This window comes from Glycomyces rhizosphaerae, from assembly GCF_042647865.1.
GTDB classification, from domain to species: domain Bacteria; phylum Actinomycetota; class Actinomycetes; order Mycobacteriales; family Micromonosporaceae; genus Glycomyces; species Glycomyces rhizosphaerae.
Window position 1 is genome coordinate 18,936 of the sequence record NZ_JBHRWO010000021.1, and the last position, 20,555, is coordinate 39,490.

The window sequence follows — 20,555 nt, forward strand, 5'->3', positions numbered from 1 at the left end:
GGCTCGTCTAGCAGTATATTAATCTTTAGGGTGAATACACCAATTAATCACTCAAAAGAGTGGATCTTGCGCATAATTCGCATCTATCTCATCGAACCGCTCGATCGCGGTCTCGTACGCCACCGGATCGGTCGCCCCGCTCCGGCTGAACGGGTATTCGAGCTGGTACGTCGCGAACAGCATCAGCGCGACCATGCCGGAGATGAGGCCGACCAGCATGAACTGGTATTTCCTGGTCGGCGTGCCGAGCGTCAGCATCACCGCGAACACCAGGATCGCCCCGGGCACCAGCACCGTCCACATTGCCGAGCTGAGGCCGCTCTGGGCCGCGAACAGGCGCTCGGTGCGGTGCTCGGAGATCGTCAGGATGCCGCTCTGCGTGGCGTCGAGCCGCGACTGCGTCACGTCGTCATCGGTCTGCGCGCCCGCGACCGGGGCCCGCATCGCGTCGAGCAGCATCAGGCCCTCCGAGGTGACCGGCTCCTGGTCGCGCATCGCGGGCCACTCGTTGTCGATGACCTCGTTCGTATAGGCCCGCACGGCTTCTCGCACCTGGTCGCGCTGTTCGGGGGTGAGCGCGGCCGCCGACCAGTACACGTCGACCAGCTCGTTCGCCTCCCGGTAGGTCACCTGCCCGGCCTCGTTCTTGTTCTCCCAAGCGGTGATGAGCACGAATGCCAGCACGATCGCGTACAGGACCGTGAGCAGTTCGAAGATCGTCGTGCCCAGCTCGTTGTTGTGGGCGCGGTCGGTCGGCGGCGCGAACCTCTGCAGCAGCGCGACGACCACGCAGGCCACCGCGACTATCGAAAGAGTGAAGAGCAGTCCTTGCAACCAGATGGGCATTGATCTCACCAGACTTCGTAAAGCAGAATATTGAGTATGAATCGTGATGAACAACGCAAAATTCCCTGGAGGGTTACGTGCGGCGCCTAGTGGCCTTGGTCATCGCGGCGGTGGGGCTGACCTTCTTCTCCGGCCTCGCGCTGGCCTCCGAACCGGAGCCGGAGGTCGGGCCCGAGAACCTGTCGGCGCACGCAGGCCTGCAACTCCAGATCTGCATCGAACTGCCGGTGGTCGACCTGCCGGAGCTGCCTCCCCTGCTGGAATGCCCGGACCCGGAGCCCTCCGCGCCCCCGACTTCGAGCCCGTCGTCGCCGCCTCCCAGCCCGTCACCGCCCGCCGAGCCCACCCCACCCGAACCCTCACTGCCGGAACCGGAACCGGAACCGGAACTGGAACCCACGCCCTCGCACGCCACTCCGCTCTCGCCGTCGCCTCCCGCCCCTTCGCCCGGGCCCTCCGCTGAGGAGACCCCAGCGGAGGAACCGTCTTCGAGCGAGACCGCCGCGCCGCCCGCGGATCCCGGGCCGATGCCCGAAGCCCTCGCGGTCGAAGAGGAGGAGGTCGCGCTCGCCGCGGACGCGGACGACGACTCGGCGACGCTTAAGAAGCGATTGATGGTCGCCATGTTCGCGTTCGCACTCGCGATCGGCGGCGGAGCGGCGGTCTCGGGCCGCGCCGGCAGGTAGTCGCGCCACGACGGCGGCCGCAGTCCGGCGGTCGCCGTCGCGGGCAGCCGGAACTCCTCGGGAGTCTCGGACGCCTGCTCGCGGTCCGCTTCGGCGAATGTTTGCGGCAGGGCCGTCTCGGAGCCGCCCGGCCGCTTCGGGAAGGCCCGGGGGCCTCCCGTCGTGCCCGGTCCCGCCAGCGACAGCGGCCGCAACTGGTCGTCGACGTAGCGGGAGGTCTCGCGATGCCAGTGGAGGATCGCCGCGTTCCAGTTCCGCAGATCCTCTACATACGAGTCAAGGGCCTGCTGCTCCGCCGCGTCGAGTTCGAGCTCCTCGGCGAGCGGCGGCAGTTCCGTCTCGGCGAGGAACCGGAACTGCTCGACGCGGGCGGTCATGAGCGCGTTGACGACGTCCATCGCTTCCGCGGGCCCGCAGCCGAGGTACTCCTCGACCACGGTCACGGCGTTGGCGATCTGGCCTTCGAACTCGGTCTCCTTGCGGTAGGAGAAGAGGTCGTTGAGGAGCGTCGACTGGTCCATCGCGGCGGTCTCCATGGCCCGGATCGGCCTGGACTCGAACACCGCGTCCGGCACTCGGCGTCCGGCTTTCAGCCTCGCGAGTGCCATGGTGAGGTCGGAGCCGAAGGTCCGGCGGCGCATCTCTACGTAGTCGACCGGGTCGGGCACCCGGTTCTGGTTCTCCGAGTGCAGCTCCCACAGCCACGACTCGATCATCACCGTGACGGCGTCCTTGAACTCGGCGCGGGCCCGCTCGTCGAACTGCGCGGCGGTGCGCCGCCACAGGTCGGCGAGGCCCTTCTCGACCGGGTTGACCGGGGCCGGGACCGGCCCGAGGTCCAGCGGCAGGAACTCCAGGAGCCGCTGGTGCTGTGCGAGCGCGGGGGCGAGGTTGCGGCCGCGGCCGAACACCGCCGGGTAGTAGTCGTCGCCGTAGGTGCCCCAGGCGAGCCAGTCCGATGCGGTGTCGAGTTCCCCTTGCGTCGCATCGGGGTCGATGCCGGAGGCGCACAGCGCGAAGTCGAATCCGAGGAACTGCTCGCGGTGCCACAGGCCCGAGCCCGGCAGCGCCGGGTCGGGGGCGAGGAACCCCATCGCCGTCGCCCAGTCCGCGCCGTGGCGGCGGGCCTGCTCGAGGCCCGGGTTGAGCCGCAGCTCGTACGGCAGGTGGATCTCCGGCAGCGTCATCGGCCCGACCTTGCGGAACGGCTCGCGAACGTGCTGCTTCAGGCCGGACGCGGCGATGCGGGCCCCTGACGTCCCGATCCCGTTGGGGCCGCCAAGGACCCGGCCCGCCGCGTCGTTCATGTAGCGGCTGGACCGCATGTGCCATTCGTGGCCGCCGGCCTGCCAGTCCTGGAGCCCCTTGGCGTACAGGGCGATGGCGAGCTGCTCGGGTGGCGTGATCCCTTCGGTCGCGCACAGCACCGGGATCTCGGTGAGCGCGGTGTTCTCGAACTGGTGCAGGCGCGACGTGAGGATGTCGTTGACGAGCTCGGCCGCCGGCTGCGTCTCCGTCCCCAGGAACCGCTCGAAGACGAGGACGGCGTTCGCGTTCTCGCCCTCGTCGCGGACTTCCCTCTCATAGGAGAACAGGTCGTTGCGCAGGTGCACCGCGTCGGAGAAGGTGTCGCGCAGGACCTCGAGCGGCCGCGAGGCCGCGACCTCGTCCGGCACCTCGGCCCCCACCGCGTACTCGACCAGGCCCGCCGACCAGGGGGCGCCGCCGACCTTGCGTCGCATCTCGATGTACTCGATCGGGTTCGCGACCCGGTCGGTGGTGATGTTCGTGAGCTCCCACAGGGACTCGAACAGGAGGTTGATCGTGCTCACGAGGAAGCGCCGCCGCCAGCCCATCGACATCGCGGGCGCGGTGCGCTGCCACAGATCCACGAGGCCGAGTTCGACCGGGTTCTCCGGTTCCGGCGTCTGGCCGAGGTCCAGCGGCATGAACAGCGGGATGCGATCGAGGTACGCCTTGGCGCCCTTGGAGTCCCGGGTGCGCTTGAACGCGTCGAGGAAGTGGTCGTCGAAGAAGAACACCCACACGTACCAGTCGGTGACCAGGTCCAGCGCGGGCGCGTCGCAGTCGGGGTGGGTGTAGGCGCACAGCAGGCCGTAGTCGTGCCGGTCGAGTTCGGCCTCGTCCCAGATGACGCCGCCGCCTTCGGCCGGGGCGTCGAGCATCCCCATCGCCTTGGCCCAGACCCGTGCGTGGGCGCGGGCGCCCTCGACGTTCGGATTCAGGCGGGCCGGATAGGGAAGGTAGAAGACGGGCAGCTCGAACGGGTGATTTTCGGCCATAGCTCTCCCTATCGGCGAAACCGGTGGAATGCATTGCGATCCACCGTAGGTCACGTCGCTGTCAAATCGCTACACCCAGTCGGGTGACGCGCACGAGCTGTCCAGGCTCAGCGGCGGGAGAGTGCGGACTACTTAGCACACGCGAAACATTCACCGCTCGCTCGCGTAACAGGTCCGGGCGAATCTAGACGCCAGTCGGGGACTGACAGCGTCGTCGCCACGACAACGAGCGGCGGGCGGTTTCGTCCGATAGCAGGACGCGATCCCGCCGCCGTCTACGCAGTCAGTCCAGTACCGGGAGGTCCAGCGCGTGAAGGTCGCCATCGTCGGGTACGGCATGGCCGGTGCCCGCATCGCCCGCGAACTCGGGCGGCGCGGCGTCGAGGTCACCGTTTTCGGAGACGAACCCCAGGCCGCTTACAACCGCATCCTGCTCTCCAGCATGATCGCGGGCAAGCAGACCGAGGCCGAGATCGCCCTGCCGGTCCCGCCCGAGCACGTCGAACTGCGCCTCGGCGAAGCCGTCGAGACCGTCGACCTCGAGAACAAGACGGTCAACGGCGTCGCCTTCGACAAGCTCGTCCTCGCCACCGGCGCGGACGCCTTCGTCCCGCCGATCCCCGGCCTCGACCCGCTGCCCACCGGCGCCTACGTGCTCCGCACGATCGAGGACGCCCGCGCGATCCTCGACGAGGCCGCCAACCGCGCCAGCGCCATCGTGCTCGGCGGCGGCCTGCTCGGCCTCGAGTCCGCGCGCGGCCTCGCCAAGCGCGGCATGGACGTCACCGTCGTGCACGCCGCCGGCCACCTCATGGACCGCCAGCTCGACTTCATGGGCGCCAAGGTCCTCGCCGACTCCTACGCCGAGGTCGGCGTCCAGTCGGTCGTCAGCGCCCAGACCACCCGGGTCATCCACGGCGACGACGGCCTCACGCTGGTGCTCGCCGACGGCCGCACCGTCACCGGCCAGCTCATGGTCGTCTCCTGCGGGATCCGCCCCAACGCCGACCTCGCCCGCGCGATCGGCATCGAATGCGGCCGGGCCGTGAAGATCGACGACCAGTGCCGCACCTCCCACCCTGACGTGTTCGCGGTCGGCGACTGCGCCGAGCACCGCGGCATCCCCTACGGCCTGGTCGGTCCCGCCTGGGAGCAGGCGGACGTGGTCGTGGACCTCCTCTCCGGAGTGAACCCCGACGCGGCCTACGAGGGCTCGCGCCTGGTGACCCGCCTCAAGGCCTCCGGCATCGAGCTGGCCGCCATGGGCGAGGTCGAGGGCGACGAGGTCGTCTCGTTCGCCGACCCGACGCGAGGCACTTACGCCCGCTTGGTGATCGACGCCGAAGGCCGCCTCGCGGGGGCGGTCATGCTCGGCGACAACCCCATGGTGGGCCAGGTGGTCCAGTTGTTCGACACCGGTGACCCGGTGCCGCACGACCGCCGCACCCTCCTGATGGGCCGCCCCGGCGAGTCCGTGTCGGTGGCCCCCGATACCCCGGCATCCATGTCCGACGAGGTCGTGGTCTGCCGTTGCAACAACGTCACGAAAGGGGAGCTCGGCTCCGCGTTCCTCAACGGAGCGCGCACGCCCGAGGCCCTCTCGGAGGCTACGCAGGCCTCGACCGGCTGCGGCACGTGTGCCGAGGACGTCGCGGGTCTGTGCAAGTGGCTGAACAGCACCGTCGCTGGAATCGGTCAGGCTGCCGAGCAATTGAATGAGGTGTCAGCATGAGCAAGTTGGTAGTCATCGGTGACGGCATGGTCGGCCGCCGGTTCCTGGAAGCGGTCACCCAGCGCGACCCGTCCTGGGAAGTCACGGTCCTCTGCGAGGAGCCCCGCCCTGCCTACGACAGGGTGCGCCTGTCGGCGTTCTTCGACGGTGTCAGCGCCGAGGAGCTCTCGCTCGCCTCGGACCTGCCGAACGTCGAGGTGAAGCTCGGTGAGCCGGCGGTCTCGATCGCCCGGACCAGCAAGGTCGTGTACACCGACTCCGGTGAGTACCCGTACGACAAGCTCGTGTTCGCCACCGGCTCTTACGCGTTCGTGCCCCCGATGGAGGGCGCCGACCTCGATGGCGTGTTCGTCTACCGGACCATCGACGACCTCGAGGCCATCAAGGCCCACTCCGAGGGCAAGCGCCACGGCGTCGTCATCGGCGGCGGCCTGCTCGGCCTCGAAGCCGCGAACGCGTTGACGCTCTTGGGCCTTGAGACCCAGATCGTCGAGTTCGCCCCTTGGCTCATGGCCCGCCAGCTCGACGAGGCCGGCGGCGGCATCCTCAAGCAGCACATCGAGAAGCTCGGCATCGGCGTCGACTGCGGCACGGGCGGCACCAAGATCGAGACGGTCGACGGCCGCCTGCGCATGGAGACCAACCGGGAAGGCGTCGCCTACGACACCGACCTGATCATCTTCGCGGCGGGCGTGCGCCCCCGCGACCAGCTCGCCCGCGAATGCGGCATCGAGGTGGGCGAGCGCGGCGGCATCATCACCGACCTCGGCTGCCAGACTTCGGATCCCGACGTGTACGCCATCGGCGAGGTCGCGGCGATGGAGGGCATGTGCTTCGGGCTCGTGGCCCCCGGCTACTCGATGGCCGAAGTGGTCGCGGACCGGCTCGCCGGCGGCGAGGCCACCTTCCCGGGCGCCGACATGTCGACGAAGCTCAAGCTCCTCGGTGTCGACGTCGCCCAGTTCGGCGCGATGGAGGGCCCGCTCTCCACCACCTACCTGGACCCGGCGCACGGCACCTACGCGAAGCTGATCCTCTCCGACGACGCCCAGACGCTGCTCGGCGGCATGCTCGTCGGCGACGCCGAGCCGTACCCGCTGCTGCGCGCCTCCGTCGGCGGCAAGGTCCCCGGCAAGCTGGCCGACCTCCTCGGCGGCGGCGAGATCGAGGGCACCCTGCCCGACGCCGCTCAGGTGTGCTCGTGCAACGCGGTCACCAAGGGCGACATCATGGGCGCCATCCACGAGCAGGGCTGCCAGGACGTCGGCGAGCTGAAGGCCTGCACGAAGGCCGGCACCTCCTGCGGCTCGTGCGTCCCGATGCTCAAGCAGCTCTTGAAGGAAGGCGGCGTCGAGGTCTCGAACGCGGTGTGCGAGCACTTCGGCCAGTCCCGGGCCGAGCTGTTCGACATCGTCAAGGTCACCGGCATCACCACGTTCTCCGAGCTCATCGCCCGCTACGGCACCGGCTCCGGCTGCGACCTGTGCAAGCCCACGGTGGCCTCGATCCTCGCGAGCCTCTCCAACGGGCACATCCTCGAAGGCGAGCAGGCGTCCCTCCAGGACACCAACGACCACTTCCTCGCGAACATGCAGCGCAACGGCACCTACTCGGTGGTCCCGCGCATCCCCGGCGGCGAGATCACCCCGGACAAGCTGATCGTCATCGGTGAGGTGGCGAAGGAGTTCGACCTCTACACGAAGATCACCGGCGGCCAGCGCATCGACATGTTCGGTGCGCGCGTCGAGGACCTGCCGAAGATCTGGCGCAAGCTGGTGGACGCCGGCTTCGAGTCGGGGCACGCCTACGGCAAGGCCCTGCGCACCGTGAAGTCCTGCGTCGGCACCGACTGGTGCCGCTACGGCGTCCAGGACTCGGTGAAGATGGCGATCGACCTGGAACTGCGCTACCGCGGTCTGCGCAGCCCGCACAAGCTCAAGTCCGCCGTCTCCGGCTGCGCGCGCGAATGCGCCGAGGCCCGCGGCAAGGACTTCGGGGTCATCGCCACCGAGCACGGCTGGAACCTGTACGTGGGCGGCAACGGCGGCTTCACGCCCCGCCACGCCGACCTGCTCCTGTCCGACGTGGACACCGAGACGCTGGTGCGGACCATCGACCGGTTCCTGATGTTCTACATCTCGACCGCCGACCGGCTCCAGCGCACCTCGAAGTGGGTCGAGGGCCTCGAAGGCGGCATCGACTACCTGCGCGAGGTCATCGTGGACGACAAGCTCGGCATCTGCGCCGAGCTCGACGCCCTCATGGAGAAGCACGTCGAGAACTACGCGGACGAGTGGAAGGGCGTCATCGACGACCCCGAGAAGCTGCAGCGGTTCGTGTCGTTCGTGAACGCCCCGGAGGCCCCGGACCCGAAGATCGAGTTCGAGACCGTCCGCGGCCAGAAGTTCCCGGCCGGGTCCACCGAGCGCTCGCATGCGACGCCGGTGCTGCTCGGCACGCCTTCCAGGCTCGGTACGGAAAGGAACTAACGCCATGCAAACCATCTGCGCATTCGACCGGATCATCCCCGGCCGCGGCGTCGCCGCCCTCCTGGAGGACGGGACCCAGGTCGCCGTCTTCCGGCTCCACGACGACAGCCTCTTCGCCGTGTCGAACCTCGACCCGTTCATGGACGCGAACGTCATGAGCCGGGGCCTGGTCGGCGACCGCGGCGGCGAGCCCATCGTCACCAGTCCCCTGCTCAAGCAGGCGTTCTCGCTCAAGACCGGCGTCTGTCTCGACGATGAGACGGTGGCGCTGGAGGTATTCGCGGTCGAGGTCCTCTCCGGCGAGGTCCGCGTCGGCGTCAACTCGGAAGTGAAAGCGAGCGCCTGATGGTCGCAGCCCAAGCCCCTTCCCGTGAAGCCGCAGCCGATGCGGCGCTCGCGCCGCTGACCGGCTACACCGTGGCCGTCACCGCGCAGCGGCGCGCCGACGAGCTGGCGACCCTCCTGGAGCGCCGCGGCGCCCGCACGGTGGTCGCCCCGACACTGCGCATCGTCCCGCTCCCCGACGACGAAGCGCTGCGCGCGGCCACAGTGGAGCTCATCCGCGAGGCGCCCGATCTCGTGGTGGCGACGACCGGGATCGGCTTCCGCGGCTGGCTCGAAGCCGCCGAGGGCTGGGGCATGGGCGACGACCTGCTCACCGTGATGGGCCGCGCGCGCATCCTGTGCCGCGGCCCCAAGGCCCTCGGCGCGGTGCGCGCCGCCGGCCTCACCGAGGAGTGGACCGCGCCGAGCGAGACCGGCGACGAGGTCGTCAAATACCTGCGCGAACACGGTGTCAACGGCCAGCGGGTCGCCATCCAGCTCCACGGCGACCCGGCCGAGGACTTCATCCAGACCGTCCGCGACGGCGGCGGCGCGGCCGTCGCCGTCCCGGTCTACCGCTGGACCCTGCCGACCGACATCACGCCCGTGCAGCGCCTGGTGGACGCGATCTGCGCCCGCCGGATCGACGCCGTGACGTTCACGTCGGCCCCCGCCGCGAACGCGCTCCTGCGCATCGCGGGCGACCAGGCCGCCGACATGCTGGAGGCGTTCCGCGCCTCCGCGGAGGACAACGGCGTCCTCTCGGTCTCGGTCGGCCCCATCACCGCCGCGCCCTTGACGCGGCTCGGCGTCGAATCGGTGCAGCCGCAGCGCGCCCGGCTCGGCGCGCTCGTGCGCACCGTCGCCTCGGCCCTGCCCAAGCGCTCCCGCAAGCTCCAGCTCGCCACGGGCCACAGCATCGAGCTGCGCGGCCACATGGTCCTGCTCGACGACCAGCCGTTCCAGCTCCCGCCCGCGCCGATGGCCGTTATAAGAGCGCTGGCCTCCGCCAACGGCAAGGTCCTCTCGCGCGCCGAGCTCCTCGGCCACCTGCCGCGCGGCGCGGACGGGCACGCCGTCGAGATGGCGGTGACGCGCCTGCGCGACGCCGTGCATCTGCGGTCCTGTGTGGAGACCGTCATCAAGCGCGGTTACCGCTTGAACCTCGAAGTCTGATATCGCTGCTCGCGCCGCCTCGCTGAACCCGGCGAGGCGGCGTCAGCGTTCCCCCGTGGCGTTCCCGCGCCGCTGACCGCCCATTGAGGATGGGTGGCGGTATCGACGGCGACTCCGTACGATGAGGGGCCTGAGACCGTTACGCCCGCCCAGAAGTCATTGATCGGAGGCCGCCATGGCATACCCGCCGGCGCCGCAGTATCCGCAAGCGCCCCCGCCCCCTCCTGGACCGGGGCCGAAGACCAAGCCCGGGTCGGTCACCGCCGTCGTGTGGACCCAGTTCCTCACGGCCGCACTGCTCCTCGTCACCGCCATCAGCATGTTCGCGGTGCAGGGCTCGGTCAAGGACGTCGTGACGGACGAGCTGCTCAACGACCCGGCCATGGCGGACGCGGGCTTGACCGCCGACGACGTCGGCACGCTGATGACCGTCACCTTCGCCGCCGTCGCGGGTGTCTACATCCTCTTCGCGGTCTTCTACCTGATCCTCGGCCTCCTGGTGAACAAGGGCAACCGGGCCGGGCGCATCCTGAGCTGGATCCTCTCCGGCATCGGGCTCGCGTGCTGCGGCATCGGCGGCCTCATCGGTCAGGTCGGCTCCATGACGACCACGGTGAACGGCCAGGAGTACGAAGACGAGATGACGCAGGCGATCGAGGACGCCACCCCCGGCTGGGTCGCGGCCCTCGACTGGATCACGCTCATCATGTTCATCGTCGGCTCGCTGCTGATCATCATCCTGCTCGCGGTCCCGGCCTCGAACGCGTTCTTCCGCAAGGAAGAAGCCCCCATGGGCCCGTACCAGGGCCAGCCGCCTTACGGTGGTCAGCCGCCGTACGGGCAGCAGCCTCCGCCGCCGGGCCAGCCGCCGTACGGGCAGCAGCCCCCGCCGCCGGGCCAGCCCCCGTACGGGCAGGGCCCGCCCGCCCCGTAGGACTCGAACGGCCCCATCGCGGTGTTGCAGAAGCACAGCGCGGTGGGGCCGTTTCGCTATCCGTCGTACGCCGGCGTCTCCGGCTTCGGGACCGCGAACGCGCGCTTCGCATCGAGCTCGGCGAGGTCGGCGTCCACCGGCTCGTCGTGCCAGGCGGCCAGCACCTCGCCCTCCTTCTTGCGGGAAAGGCCCGCTTTCAGCCGCGGCGCTCCGGCGTTCGCGTCCCACCAGCGCTTGACGGTGTCGCCGAGCGGTGAGGCCCGGAACCCGGCGGCCACCGCCTGGTCCGTCGGCCGGCTCTGGTGGCCGTCGTAGTCGGGCGTGGGCACCCACATGCCGAACGAGTCGGGTCCGGCCCACGGGTTGACGCCCTGCTCGAGCAGGAACTCCTGCGGCGTCCAGGTCAGGTTCGGGCGCTCGGTGAGGACGCCGTGCTCGATGAGCGCGTCGGCGATCCCGTCGAGGAACGCCCCGAACCCGAGCGGTGCGCCGATGGCGTCCATCGTCCCTGACACCTGGGCCTCGGCCGCATCCAGCAGCCAGGCGGCGTAGTCGTCGACGTCGATCCACTGGACCGGTCGCTCCTTCGGGCCGGGAACGAGCACCTCGCCTCCCTCGGCGAAGCGCAGCGGCCAGTAGCCGAGGCGGTCGTTGCGGTCTCCGGGGCCGACGATGAGCCCGGGCCGCGTGATCAACGCCTTGTCGCCCAGGCGTTCCCGCACGAGGTTCTCGCACGCGATCTTGCTGGCGCCGTAAACCTCGAGGGCCGGGTCGGTGGAGTCGGCGGCGGTCGGCTCGTGCAGTTCGTCGCTCACCACGTCGAAGTGCTTGTAGACCGAGATCGTTGAGACGAACGACCAGTGGCCGGCGTTGTCCGCCAACGCGTCGAGGACGGGGCCGATGAGCGCGGGCAGGCGCGCGACGTCGAAGACGGCGTCGAACTCCTTGCCCCGCAAGGCATCGAGACCTTCACCGGTGGATCGGTCGAGTCGCACGAACTCGACCCCTTCCGGCGGTTCGCCGCTGCTGCCGCGGGAGGCGACGGTGACGTGGTGGCCGCGTGCGACGGCGTGCTTGGCGATGGCCTGGGACAGGTACACGGTCCCGCCGAGGACGAGGGTCTTCCGCTGGGTGCTCATGCCCTGAGCATGGTCCCTGGCCGGGCGGCTGGCAAGGGCCGTTCGCCCTGAGCGGATCGGGCGGAGAGGATGCGGATCGCGCACGGGCGCAATATGGTGGGAACGACAGGGGCGAGACTGGGGGCGGCATGACCGACGACGGTGCGGACTTCGACGAGTCCTTCTTCGCGTCGCTCGAAGCCGGCCCTGACGACCCCGTCGAGCCCGACGCGGACGACCCGCTCGACTTCGACCTCGAAGGCGACGGCGGCGTGGACGAGTTCCTCTACGAAGCCGAAGGCGACGGCAGTTTCGAGACCGAGGCGGTCGAGACGGACGACGCCCCGGACGAGGGCGGCGAGAGCTCCTTCTACGAATTCGACGGCGACTGATCCCCGCCCGCGGCTTTCGTTAGGCTTTCGGCGTGAGCGACGATCATCCCCGTGCCGCCTATGCCCGCCTGCCCCGTGACGAAGCCGAGGCGGTCGCGATGCAGACCGAGCTGGCCGGATGCGTGGTCGAAGCCGACGACGACAGTCCGATAGAGACGATCGCCGGGCTCGACATCGCTTATGACAAGGACAGCGACAGCGCAGTGGCGACCGCGGTCGTCATGCGCCGGTCCGACCTCGCCGAGATCGACCGGTCCGTCGTGCACGGCGCCTCCGACTTCCCGTACGTCCCCGGCCTCCTCGCCTTCCGCGAGCTTCCCTTGCTGCTCCAGGCGATCGAGGCGCTAGCGGTGACCCCCGACCTGTACGTGTGCGACGGCTACGGGCTCACCCACCCGCGGCGCTTCGGCCTGGCCTGCCATCTCGGCGTGGTCCTCGACGCGCCCGCGATCGGCGTCGCCAAGAACCCGCCGCACCTCCCGGTCGAGGCCCCCGGCCCGAAACGCGGCGCGTGGACCCCGATCACCGCGAGCGGCGAGACCGTCGGCTGCGCGCTGCGCACCCAGGACGGCGTCAAGCCCGTGTACGTCTCGGTGGGGCACCGCAGCACCCTCGCCACCGCCCGCGGCCTCGTGCTCGAACTCGCCCCGAAGTACCGCCTCCCCGAACCGATCCGCGCCGCCGACCAGTTGGGCCGCAGGCGACTCGCCGCGACCGAATGACCACGTGGTAGGGCCGTCCTCACCCCTTGGAGGGGCGTTCACAGGATGGATTCCGCTCCCGCCCGGTCATAGCGTTGCGGGCATGGAACAACCGGAAACCGCCAAGAACGCCACCCTGCTGTGGATCACCGCGATCGCCGCCGGGATCCTCGAGACCGTGCTCGCCGTCAGCGAGATCGCGATGGAGTCCGGCATCGACGCCGGGGTCTGGATGAACATCGGCCTGCGATCGGTCGTCTACATCGGCGCGTTCGTCCTCGTGGGCTTCTTCGCCCGGGGCCGCCGCTGGGCCCGCCTGAGCCTCTTCGCGCTGCTCTCGGTCATCGGCCTCGCCGCGATGGTCGTCCCCTCCGCGATGCAGATCGCCGACGGCGAATCGCTCATCGGAGCCGTCGGCGGCGACGGCCGGTTCGCCTTGGCCTTCTTCGTGATCAGGCTCCTCCACATCGCCGCCGTCCTCCTCGCCACCGGCCTGATGTTCAGCCGCGGCGCCAACGCGTACTTCCGCAAGTCCGAACTCGCGACCGCCTGAAACGACAGCGCCGCAACGCTTCCAAACGACAGTGCCTCGAAACGACAGTGCCCCGGCCGCGAGGCCGGGGCACGTTGCGTTCTCGTCGGGTCAGCGGCTGCGCAGCCACTCCGCGTCGCCCGGCGCCAGATCGGGCACGGCCGCGACGGTCTCCACGAGATCCCGCTCGCCCATCGCCGCCCGGAAGAACATCGCCACCGTGACGCCGTGATCGGGCCGGTGCGCCACCTCGAGTTCGGCGCCCGCCTCGACGTGCCCCGGCTCCACCACCCGCAGGTACGGGCCCGGACGCGCCTCGCGCGTGAACGTCTTGAGCCAGCCGCGCTCGTCGATCCAGCCCCGGAACGTCCCGCACGGGACGCGCGCGCCGGTCACCTGCAGCACCAGCCCGCCGGGCCCGGCCCACCGCTCGCCGATGAGCGCCTCGTTCACGTCGTACCCGGTCGTCGTCAGGTTCTCCCCGAACGCGCCGGGCCCGAACTCGCGGCCGACCAGAGCGTTGAAAAGCCCGTAGTCCTCACTGCCGTAGACATAGACGGCCTGGTCGGTGCCGCCATGGTGCTCCACGTCCCCGACCCGGTCGCCCGCGAGCCCGACCGTCCCGTCGCCCTTGGGCCCGGGCGAGGTCACCCGCACCGGCCCCGCGACCGGCCGCTTGTCGATATAAGTGGCCGTGAGGCCCTTCCACGGGTTCTCCCGCGGCCGACCGACGTTCACCGAAAGAATCTTCACCGCCCGGAGCCTATCGGCGCCGCCGCCGGGCCTCAACCCCATTAGTGGTGTCGGACCCTCCGGTTACGCTTGTGGCGTGGGGGTTGGCACTCGGAAGCTGTTCCGCGATGACGCGGTGGTTCTGCGCACCTACAAACTCGGCGAAGCGGACACGATCGTCTCGTTCCTCGGCCGCCAAAAGGGTCGCTACCGCGCCGTGGCCAAGGGCCTGCGCCGCACCTCCTCCAAGTTCGGTGCGCGACTGGCCCCCTTCAGCCACGTCGACCTCCAGCTCATCGAGGGCCGCTCCGAGCTCCACACCGTCACCCAGGCAGTAGGCCTGCACCTCTCCGGCGGCTCGATCGCCTCCGACTGGCCCTCCTACACGGCCGCGTGCGTCATCGCCGAGGCCGCCGAGCGGCTCGTCCCCGAAGACCACCAGCCCGACCTCGACGTCTTCCAGCTCACGCTCGGCGCGTTCCGGGCGCTGGCCGAGACCGACCTCCCGGCGGTCCTCGTCATGGACTCGTACCTGTTGCGCGGCATGAAGTCCGCCGGTTGGGCCCCTTCGCTCAGCCAGTGCGCCAGCTGCGGCAAGGACGGCGAGCACCGCGCCTTCGCGGTCGCGGCCGGCGGCGCGGTGTGCGCCGACTGCCGCCCCGGCGGCGCGACGGTGCCGGCCCCGGCCTCGCTCGAACTCATGCGGGCGTTGGAAGCCGGGGACTGGGCGAACGCGAGGGCGGCGGACGCGCGCCAGCGCTCCGAAGCGGCCGGTCTCATCGCCGCGCACTTCCAGTGGCATTCCGAGCGGCCCTTGAAGACCCTGAAGTACGTGCCGCACCAGGCCTGACTGTGTTACGCGGTGCGTGAGAGGAACGCGGCGGTGACCTCGAACATGCTGTCGCGGTTCGCCAGCGATCCGAAGCCGTGATCCATGCCCTCGATCCAGTGCTGTTCGAGCCGATCGCCCCAGACCTCGCGGTAGGGGTCGATGAGCTCGGCCCGCATCAGCCCGTCCTCGGTGCCGCCCGCCAAGAGCACCGGTCCTTCGTGGCGGCGCGCGGCCGCGAACTGGTCGATGCCGTAGAGGTCGTCGATGAAGGCATCGCCGAACGCCACGCCGTTGTAGTCGGCGCGGCCGTGCTCGCGGATCTGGTCGCGGAACGGACCGCCCTCCCAGAACGGCAGGTTGAGCGGCCCGCCGGCGGGGGCCCAGAGCGCGAGGGACCGCAGCGGCCGGTCGCCGGAGGCGAGCACGGCGACCAGGGCGCCCATGCTGTAGCCGAGCACGGAGATCCGGTCGGGGGCGATGGCGCGGTTGCGTTCAAGCCCGGCGATTACGGCTTTGAGCTGGGAGACCTGATCGGAGACGCTGAAGTCGAGGGGATCGCCGTCGGATTCGCCGAATGCGGCGAAGTCGAAGCGGTAGCAGGCGAAGCCCTGGGCCGACAGCAGTCGTGAGAGGACGACGAAGTCGTTGCCGCCGCCGATGCGGTTGCCGCCGAGGCCGTGGCAGAGGATGACGGCGGGCGCCGGGGCGGGGTTGGGGTGGGGGAGGTGGAGGACACCGCGGAGGGTGCGGCCGGCGTGCTCGACGTTGAGAGGTTCCACGGCCCGAACGTAACAGAGGGCATGGGGATACGCCATCGGTCGAGCGGCGGCGGGCGAAGGTGAGCGGGGCGCGGGTTCGCGATCGCCCCCGTTTTCGATAGTGCCCGGCGGGTCCGACAGAACGGCGGGGCAGTTCCGCCGGAGTCGCGCAACGGGGTGCGGCGGTGGCACCAGCGGCGCCCGCGGTGCGCGGCGGTCGCACCACCCGCGTCCGCTGCACCCTTGCGCGCGGGCGTGCTCTGGGCCTCGCTCGTCCTCGGATTAAGATCGGGTCCCGCCGACGACTTGCCCGCCATGGAGGTCCTGTGAGCCGCACGTACGAGCCGCCGAAGCCGCACCCCTCGGGTGCGGTCCCGCCCGCGCTGCCGCGCGAGTTCGTTCCCCGGCACGTCGCGCTCGTCATGGACGGCAACGGCCGCTGGGCCAAGGAGCGCGGCCTCAAGCGCACCGAGGGCCACACCATGGGCGAGGCCTCGCTCTTCGACACCATCGAAGGCGCCATCGAGATGGGCATCTCCACCGTCTCGGCCTACGCGTTCTCCACCGAGAACTGGCGGCGCAGCCCCGACGAGGTCCGCTGGCTCATGGGCTTCAACCGCGACGTCATCCACCGCCGCCGTGACGAGCTGAACGCCATGGGCGTGCGCATCCGCTGGGCCGGGCGCCGCCCGAAGCTGTGGAAGAGCGTCATCAGCGAACTCGAAGTGGCCGAGGAGATGTCGAAGCACAACGACAAGATCACGCTGCAGTTCTGCGTGAACTACGGCGGCCGCGCCGAGATCGCCGACGCCGCCGCGGCCCTCGCCCGCGACGTGAAGGCCGGGAAGCTCAACCCCGACCGCATCACCGAGAAGACCTTCGCCCGCTACCTCTACAACCCGGACCTGCCCGACGTCGACCTGTTCCTGCGCCCGTCGGGGGAGCAGCGGACCTCGAACTTCCTGCCGTGGCAATCCGCGTACGCCGAGATGGTCTACCTCGACGTCCTCTGGCCCGACTTCGACCGCCGCCACCTCTGGCACGCCTGCGAGATCTACGCCAGCCGCGACCGCCGCTTCGGCGGAGCCGAGCCCAACCCGGTGGCGTCGTAAGTCGAGGTAGAAGGCGGTGCCACTGCGGCGGAGCCGAAGGGAAGCACAGCGGCGGAACCGAGCCCAACCCGGCCGCCGCGACCTAGCGGAACGGGGTGAAGCCCCGGCTCCGCTCCTGGTCCGCCGCGAGCTTGTCGACGGTGTTCTGCAGCCGGTCGATCCGCTCCAGCAGCAGCGCCGTGTCGGCGGAGACCAGGCCGTCCTCGTCGTCCATCTTCTGCGCCTCCTCCATCGAGGTCAGCACCACGCCGAGCAGGATGTTCACCAGCACGAACGCGCCGAACAGGATGAACACCACGTAGTACGGCAGCGTCCACGGGTTCTGGGCCATGCTGTCGCGCATGACGTTCCCCATGTCGTCGAACGCCACCAGCTGGAACAGGTTCAGCAGCGCATCGCCCACCGTGCCGAAATGCTCGGCGTCGGTGTCGCTGAACGCGATCCATCCGACCATCGCCCACAGGTACATCACCACACCGGTCAGCGCGAACACGCCGGCCGACTTCGGCAGCGCCTTCCCGGCCGCGACGAGGATGATCCGCAGGCTCGGCAGCGACCGGAAGATCCGCACGATCCGCGCCAGCCGCAGCATCCGCAGGATCGTCACGTTCTCGCGCAGGCCCGGCATGAACGAGGCGAACACGATCACGAAGTCGAAGAGGTTCCAGCCGTTCTTGAAATACCGCAACGGCTTGCGGCCGAACGAGAGGATCCCGGCCAGCACCTCGAGGGTGAAGAACCCCAGGCACACGTGGTCCACCCAGAGCAGGAACTCCTCCCCGGCCTCGCGCGCGTGCGGGAACGTCAGCGCCCCCAGCGCGGCCGCGTTCACCAGGATCACTGTCATCGACAGCATCTGGAATCGGGGGTTCGCCAAGAGCGCCCGGCAGGCGGCCGGGACGCGGCTGGGGTCGGTACCTAGTGAGGGAACACGCACCGCACCAGAGTAATCAAGCAGAACACTCAGGTACTGATGGGTAGCCTGAGGCACCCGTCCGTTCACTCGCGTCCATGCCGCACAATGGCAGCGTGAGCGCCGACCTCGCCGATACCGAGCCCCCCGCAGCCGAGACCTCTGCTGCGCCCGCGCCCCCGAGGCGCCGCAGGCTCACCTCCATCGAGGCCCTCGCCCTCCTGCTCATCTTCGGCCTCACCGCCCGGCCCGGCCTCACCGAGCTCTTCGCCGCCCCCGTCGCACAAGCCTGGTCCGCCCGGTTCGTAGCGGTCTGCGTGCAGGCGTTCCCGTTCCTCGTCCTCGGCGTGGTCCTCTCCGCCGCCATCAGCGCGTTCGTGCCAGCCGGGTTCTTCCACAAGGTCGTCCCCAAGCGCACCGCCCTCGCGGTCCCCGTCGCCGCCGTCGGCGGCGCGGTCCTGCCCGCCTGCGAATGCGCCTCCGTGCCCGTCGCCGGAGCCCTCGTACGCCGAGGCGTCGCCCCCGCCGCCGCCTTCACCTTCATGCTCGCCTCACCCGCGATCAACCCGATCGTCGTCGTATCGACCTTCGTGGCCTTCCCCGGCAACCCCGAGATGGTCGCCGCCCGCGTCGCCGCCTCGCTCGTCGCCGCGATCTCGATCGGCTGGCTCTGGGCGAAGCTCGGCAAGACCGAATGGCTCAACCTGCCCAAACACCACCACCACGACGACGGCAAGTGGGCCGCGTTCTGGTCCGCGATCCGCCACGACTTCCTCCACGCGGGCGGCTACCTCGTCATCGGCGCCGCCATCGCCGCGAGCCTCAACACCCTCGTGCCCGAGACCTGGCTCCAGCCGATCGCCGACAACCCCGTGCTCGGGGTCCTCGCGCTGGCGGTCCTGGCGGTCCTGGTCTCGATCTGCTCGGAATCGGACGCGTTCGTGGCCGCCTCGCTGACCCAGTTCTCGCCCACCGCGAAGCTGACGTTCATGGTGGTGGGGCCGTTCATCGACGTCAAACTCGCGGCCATGCAGGCCGGGACCTTCGGCCGCGGGTTCGCGGCCCGCTTCGCGCCCGCCGCGTTCTGCGCGGCCGTGGCCGCGAGTGTCCTGATGGGAGTGATCCTGCTTTGAGGCGCGACGCGCAGGCGGTCATCCTGCTCCTGGTCGGCGGCGGCATGCTCCGCCTCGCCGCCACGGGCGACTACCTCAACTACGTGAAGCCCTATGCGTTCTGGCTCATCGTCCCAGCCGGGATCATCCTCGTCGCGGTCGCCGCGATCACCGGTTGGAACGCTTGGCGCGCAAAGAAAGAAGTGGACGACGGGCACGGGCACGGCGAACCCAAAGTGGCATGGCTCCTGCTCGCGCCGGTGGTCGGGATGCTGCTGGTGGCCCCGGACGCGCTCGGGTCCTACGAGGCCGAGCGCACCGGCACCGTCGTCGGCGCCGAGGAGAACCGCTCGACCTATCCGGAGCTGCCCGACGACGTCGACCCCGTGCCGATCACGCTGCTCGACTACGCCTCGCGGGCGATCTTCGACGAGGGCGCGACGCTCGAGGGCCACCGGATCCAGCTGCGCGGCTTCATCCTCTACGACGGGGACGAGCCGCAGCTGGCGCGCATGGTCGTCGCCTGCTGCGCCGCCGATGCGAGGCCGGTGAAGATCGGCTTCGAAGGCGAGGTCCCGGCCAATCTGGAACCGGACCAATGGGTCGAGGTCGTCGGCGAGTACTCGACCCGCCAGGGCCGCGACGAGATCAACGGCGAGCTGGTGCCGTACATCGAGGTCGAGTCGATCACCTCGATCCCGACCCCGGACAACGAATACCAGTGATGCCCGTCATCCGGGCGCGTCGCCTCCCGGGCGGCAGACCTGGTGTTTACGCTGGTCGCGCGAGTTGCTCACCTTAAGCCCGCACATATTAGATGTTGACAATGATTGTCATGATTGGGCAGAGTTCAAGCATGCGCCGTTCCCGATTCATCCTCGTGCCCACCCTCGGACTCGCCGCGGCCGCCGCCCTCGCCGCCTGCGGATCCGGCAGCGACGACCCTGCCGCCGACGGCGAGATCAGCGTCGTCACCGCCTTCTACCCCCTCACCTTCGCCACCGAGCGCGTCGGCGGCGACCACGTCGCCGTCACCAACCTCACCCCGGCCGGCCAGGAACCCCACGACCTCGAGCTCGCCCCCTCCGACATCGCCGCCATCGAAGAGGCCGACTTCGTCGTCTACCTCAAGGGCTTCATCCCCGAGCTCGACGCCGCCGTCGAGGAGTACGCCGCCGACAAGTCCCTCGACGTGCTCACCGCCGTCGAGACCAGCGAGTACGACTACACCCAGGCCATCGAGGAAGAGGAAGAGGCGCACGCCGAAGAGGAGGCCACCGAAGAGGCCACCGCCACCGAGGATGAGCACGGCCACGAGGAAGAGCTCGAAGGCGTCGACCCCCACGTCTGGCTCGACCCGATCCGCTACGGCCAGATCGGCACCGCCATCGGCGAGGGCCTCGCCGGCCTCGACGAGGTCAACGCCGCCGACTACACCGCCGGCGCCGAAGCCCTCAACGCCGACCTGACCTCGCTCGACGCCGAGTTCACCGACGCCCTGGCCGCCCGCGCCAGCGACACCATCGTCACCTCCCACGCCGCCTTCGGCTACCTCGCCGACCGCTACGGCCTCACCCAGATCGCCATCTCCGGCCTCAGCCCCGACCAGGAGCCCGACTCCCAGCACATGGCCGAGGTCGCCGAATACGTCGAGACCAACGGCATCTCCACGATCTTCTTCGAGACCCTCGTCTCGCCCGACATCGCCGACACGCTCGCGGCCGAGACCGGCGCCCAGACCGCCGTCCTCAACCCGATCGAAGGCCTCACCCAGGAGCAGCTCGACGCCGACGCCGACTACTTCACTGTGATGCGCGAGAACCTCGCCACGTTGCAGACCGCTCTCGGCGCGGCGTAAGGCAG

Annotated in this window: 18 protein-coding genes and 1 pseudogene; 13 read left to right on the top strand and 6 right to left on the bottom strand. The window is 69.8% G+C overall.

The features are described from left to right. Positions 1-51: 51 nt before the first annotated feature. Both ACFO8M_RS20395 and ACFO8M_RS20400 read right to left on the bottom strand, forming a co-directional pair. Positions 52-846: a bestrophin-like domain gene (locus ACFO8M_RS20395; protein WP_387978979.1), complete on the bottom strand. Its 795-nt coding sequence runs from the start codon at positions 844-846 to the stop codon at positions 52-54. A 1,039-nt stretch (positions 847-1,885) separates the two neighbouring features. Then, positions 1,886-3,835: pseudogene (locus ACFO8M_RS20400) on the bottom strand (terpene synthase family protein); the annotation flags it as partial. A gap of 310 nt (positions 3,836-4,145) precedes the next feature. On the opposite strand from ACFO8M_RS20400, the gene ACFO8M_RS20405 reads away from it, so the two are divergent. The 5 genes from ACFO8M_RS20405 to ACFO8M_RS20425 all read left to right on the top strand — a co-directional run bounded on the left by ACFO8M_RS20405 (position 4,146) and on the right by ACFO8M_RS20425 (position 10,490). After that, positions 4,146-5,567, top strand: a complete 1,422-nt coding sequence (locus tag ACFO8M_RS20405; RefSeq protein ID WP_387978981.1) for an FAD-dependent oxidoreductase — start codon at positions 4,146-4,148, stop codon at positions 5,565-5,567. Further along, on the top strand, positions 5,564-8,056 hold the full coding sequence (gene nirB, locus ACFO8M_RS20410) for a nitrite reductase large subunit NirB (RefSeq protein ID WP_387978983.1): 2,493 nt from the start codon (positions 5,564-5,566) through the stop codon (positions 8,054-8,056). The genes ACFO8M_RS20405 and nirB overlap by 4 nt, the downstream gene beginning before the upstream one ends. Positions 8,057-8,060: 4 nt before the next feature. After that, positions 8,061-8,402, top strand: coding sequence for a nitrite reductase small subunit NirD (gene nirD, locus ACFO8M_RS20415; RefSeq protein WP_387978985.1), 342 nt, complete (start codon positions 8,061-8,063; stop codon positions 8,400-8,402). After that, entirely contained in the window at positions 8,402-9,556 is a 1,155-nt protein-coding gene (locus ACFO8M_RS20420) for a uroporphyrinogen-III synthase (protein ID WP_387978987.1), read from the top strand. The genes nirD and ACFO8M_RS20420 overlap by 1 nt, the downstream gene beginning before the upstream one ends. A gap of 175 nt (positions 9,557-9,731) precedes the next feature. After that, positions 9,732-10,490, top strand: coding sequence for a hypothetical protein (locus ACFO8M_RS20425; RefSeq protein ID WP_387978989.1), 759 nt, complete (start codon positions 9,732-9,734; stop codon positions 10,488-10,490). 56 nt (positions 10,491-10,546) lie between these two features. On the opposite strand, the gene ACFO8M_RS20430 is transcribed toward ACFO8M_RS20425, so the two are convergent. Beyond that, positions 10,547-11,629 (bottom strand): NAD-dependent epimerase/dehydratase family protein, encoded by a 1,083-nt coding sequence (locus tag ACFO8M_RS20430; RefSeq protein ID WP_387978991.1) that lies wholly within the window; start codon positions 11,627-11,629, stop codon positions 10,547-10,549. A 128-nt stretch (positions 11,630-11,757) separates the two neighbouring features. Between ACFO8M_RS20430 and ACFO8M_RS20435 the strand changes: the two genes are divergently transcribed. The 3 genes from ACFO8M_RS20435 (at position 11,758) to ACFO8M_RS20445 (ending at position 13,254) form a co-directional block, all read left to right on the top strand. Next, positions 11,758-12,000: a hypothetical protein gene (locus ACFO8M_RS20435; RefSeq protein ID WP_387978993.1), complete on the top strand. Its 243-nt coding sequence runs from the start codon at positions 11,758-11,760 to the stop codon at positions 11,998-12,000. Between the two features lie 32 nt (positions 12,001-12,032). Beyond that, positions 12,033-12,722: an endonuclease V gene (locus ACFO8M_RS20440; protein WP_387978995.1), complete on the top strand. Its 690-nt coding sequence runs from the start codon at positions 12,033-12,035 to the stop codon at positions 12,720-12,722. Positions 12,723-12,804: 82 nt separating this feature from the next. Further along, the gene (locus ACFO8M_RS20445) at positions 12,805-13,254 is read left to right on the top strand and encodes a hypothetical protein (protein ID WP_387978997.1); all 450 of its coding nucleotides are present in this window, start codon (positions 12,805-12,807) and stop codon (positions 13,252-13,254) included. 90 nt (positions 13,255-13,344) lie between these two features. On the opposite strand, the gene ACFO8M_RS20450 is transcribed toward ACFO8M_RS20445, so the two are convergent. Continuing rightward, entirely contained in the window at positions 13,345-13,986 is a 642-nt protein-coding gene (locus tag ACFO8M_RS20450; RefSeq protein ID WP_387978999.1) for an MOSC domain-containing protein, read from the bottom strand. Between the two features lie 76 nt (positions 13,987-14,062). On the opposite strand from ACFO8M_RS20450, the gene recO reads away from it, so the two are divergent. Next, entirely contained in the window at positions 14,063-14,815 is a 753-nt protein-coding gene (gene recO, locus ACFO8M_RS20455) for a DNA repair protein RecO (RefSeq protein ID WP_387979001.1), read from the top strand. Positions 14,816-14,820: 5 nt separating this feature from the next. On the opposite strand, the gene ACFO8M_RS20460 is transcribed toward recO, so the two are convergent. Next, entirely contained in the window at positions 14,821-15,576 is a 756-nt protein-coding gene (locus tag ACFO8M_RS20460; RefSeq protein ID WP_387979003.1) for an alpha/beta hydrolase, read from the bottom strand. Between the two features lie 305 nt (positions 15,577-15,881). On the opposite strand from ACFO8M_RS20460, the gene ACFO8M_RS20465 reads away from it, so the two are divergent. Beyond that, positions 15,882-16,667, top strand: a complete 786-nt coding sequence (locus ACFO8M_RS20465) for an isoprenyl transferase (RefSeq protein ID WP_387979005.1) — start codon at positions 15,882-15,884, stop codon at positions 16,665-16,667. 82 nt (positions 16,668-16,749) lie between these two features. Here the strand turns inward: ACFO8M_RS20465 and ACFO8M_RS20470 are convergent, their stop codons facing one another. Continuing rightward, positions 16,750-17,604: an ion transporter gene (locus ACFO8M_RS20470; protein WP_387979007.1), complete on the bottom strand. Its 855-nt coding sequence runs from the start codon at positions 17,602-17,604 to the stop codon at positions 16,750-16,752. A 74-nt stretch (positions 17,605-17,678) separates the two neighbouring features. Between ACFO8M_RS20470 and ACFO8M_RS20475 the strand changes: the two genes are divergently transcribed. From ACFO8M_RS20475 to ACFO8M_RS20485, 3 genes are all read left to right on the top strand, one after another. Then, positions 17,679-18,713: a permease gene (locus ACFO8M_RS20475; RefSeq protein WP_387979009.1), complete on the top strand. Its 1,035-nt coding sequence runs from the start codon at positions 17,679-17,681 to the stop codon at positions 18,711-18,713. Further along, positions 18,710-19,417, top strand: coding sequence for a TIGR03943 family putative permease subunit (locus tag ACFO8M_RS20480; RefSeq protein WP_387979010.1), 708 nt, complete (start codon positions 18,710-18,712; stop codon positions 19,415-19,417). The genes ACFO8M_RS20475 and ACFO8M_RS20480 overlap by 4 nt, the downstream gene beginning before the upstream one ends. Before the next feature lie 131 nt (positions 19,418-19,548). Further along, complete coding sequence (locus tag ACFO8M_RS20485) at positions 19,549-20,550, top strand: metal ABC transporter solute-binding protein, Zn/Mn family (RefSeq protein WP_387979012.1); 1,002 nt, start codon at positions 19,549-19,551, stop codon at positions 20,548-20,550. Positions 20,551-20,555: the final 5 nt, after the last annotated feature.

Coding starts and splice junctions, on each gene's coding strand:
- ACFO8M_RS20395 (WP_387978979.1), bottom strand. CDS start 846: ATGCCCATCTGGTTGCAAGGACTGCTCTTCACTCTTTCGATAGTCGCG.
- nirB (WP_387978983.1), top strand. CDS start 5,564: ATGAGCAAGTTGGTAGTCATCGGTGACGGCATGGTCGGCCGCCGGTTC.
- nirD (WP_387978985.1), top strand. CDS start 8,061: ATGCAAACCATCTGCGCATTCGACCGGATCATCCCCGGCCGCGGCGTC.
- ACFO8M_RS20420 (WP_387978987.1), top strand. CDS start 8,402: ATGGTCGCAGCCCAAGCCCCTTCCCGTGAAGCCGCAGCCGATGCGGCG.
- ACFO8M_RS20425 (WP_387978989.1), top strand. CDS start 9,732: ATGGCATACCCGCCGGCGCCGCAGTATCCGCAAGCGCCCCCGCCCCCT.
- ACFO8M_RS20430 (WP_387978991.1), bottom strand. CDS start 11,629: ATGAGCACCCAGCGGAAGACCCTCGTCCTCGGCGGGACCGTGTACCTG.
- ACFO8M_RS20435 (WP_387978993.1), top strand. CDS start 11,758: ATGACCGACGACGGTGCGGACTTCGACGAGTCCTTCTTCGCGTCGCTC.
- ACFO8M_RS20445 (WP_387978997.1), top strand. CDS start 12,805: ATGGAACAACCGGAAACCGCCAAGAACGCCACCCTGCTGTGGATCACC.
- ACFO8M_RS20475 (WP_387979009.1), top strand. CDS start 17,679: ATGCCGCACAATGGCAGCGTGAGCGCCGACCTCGCCGATACCGAGCCC.
- ACFO8M_RS20485 (WP_387979012.1), top strand. CDS start 19,549: ATGCGCCGTTCCCGATTCATCCTCGTGCCCACCCTCGGACTCGCCGCG.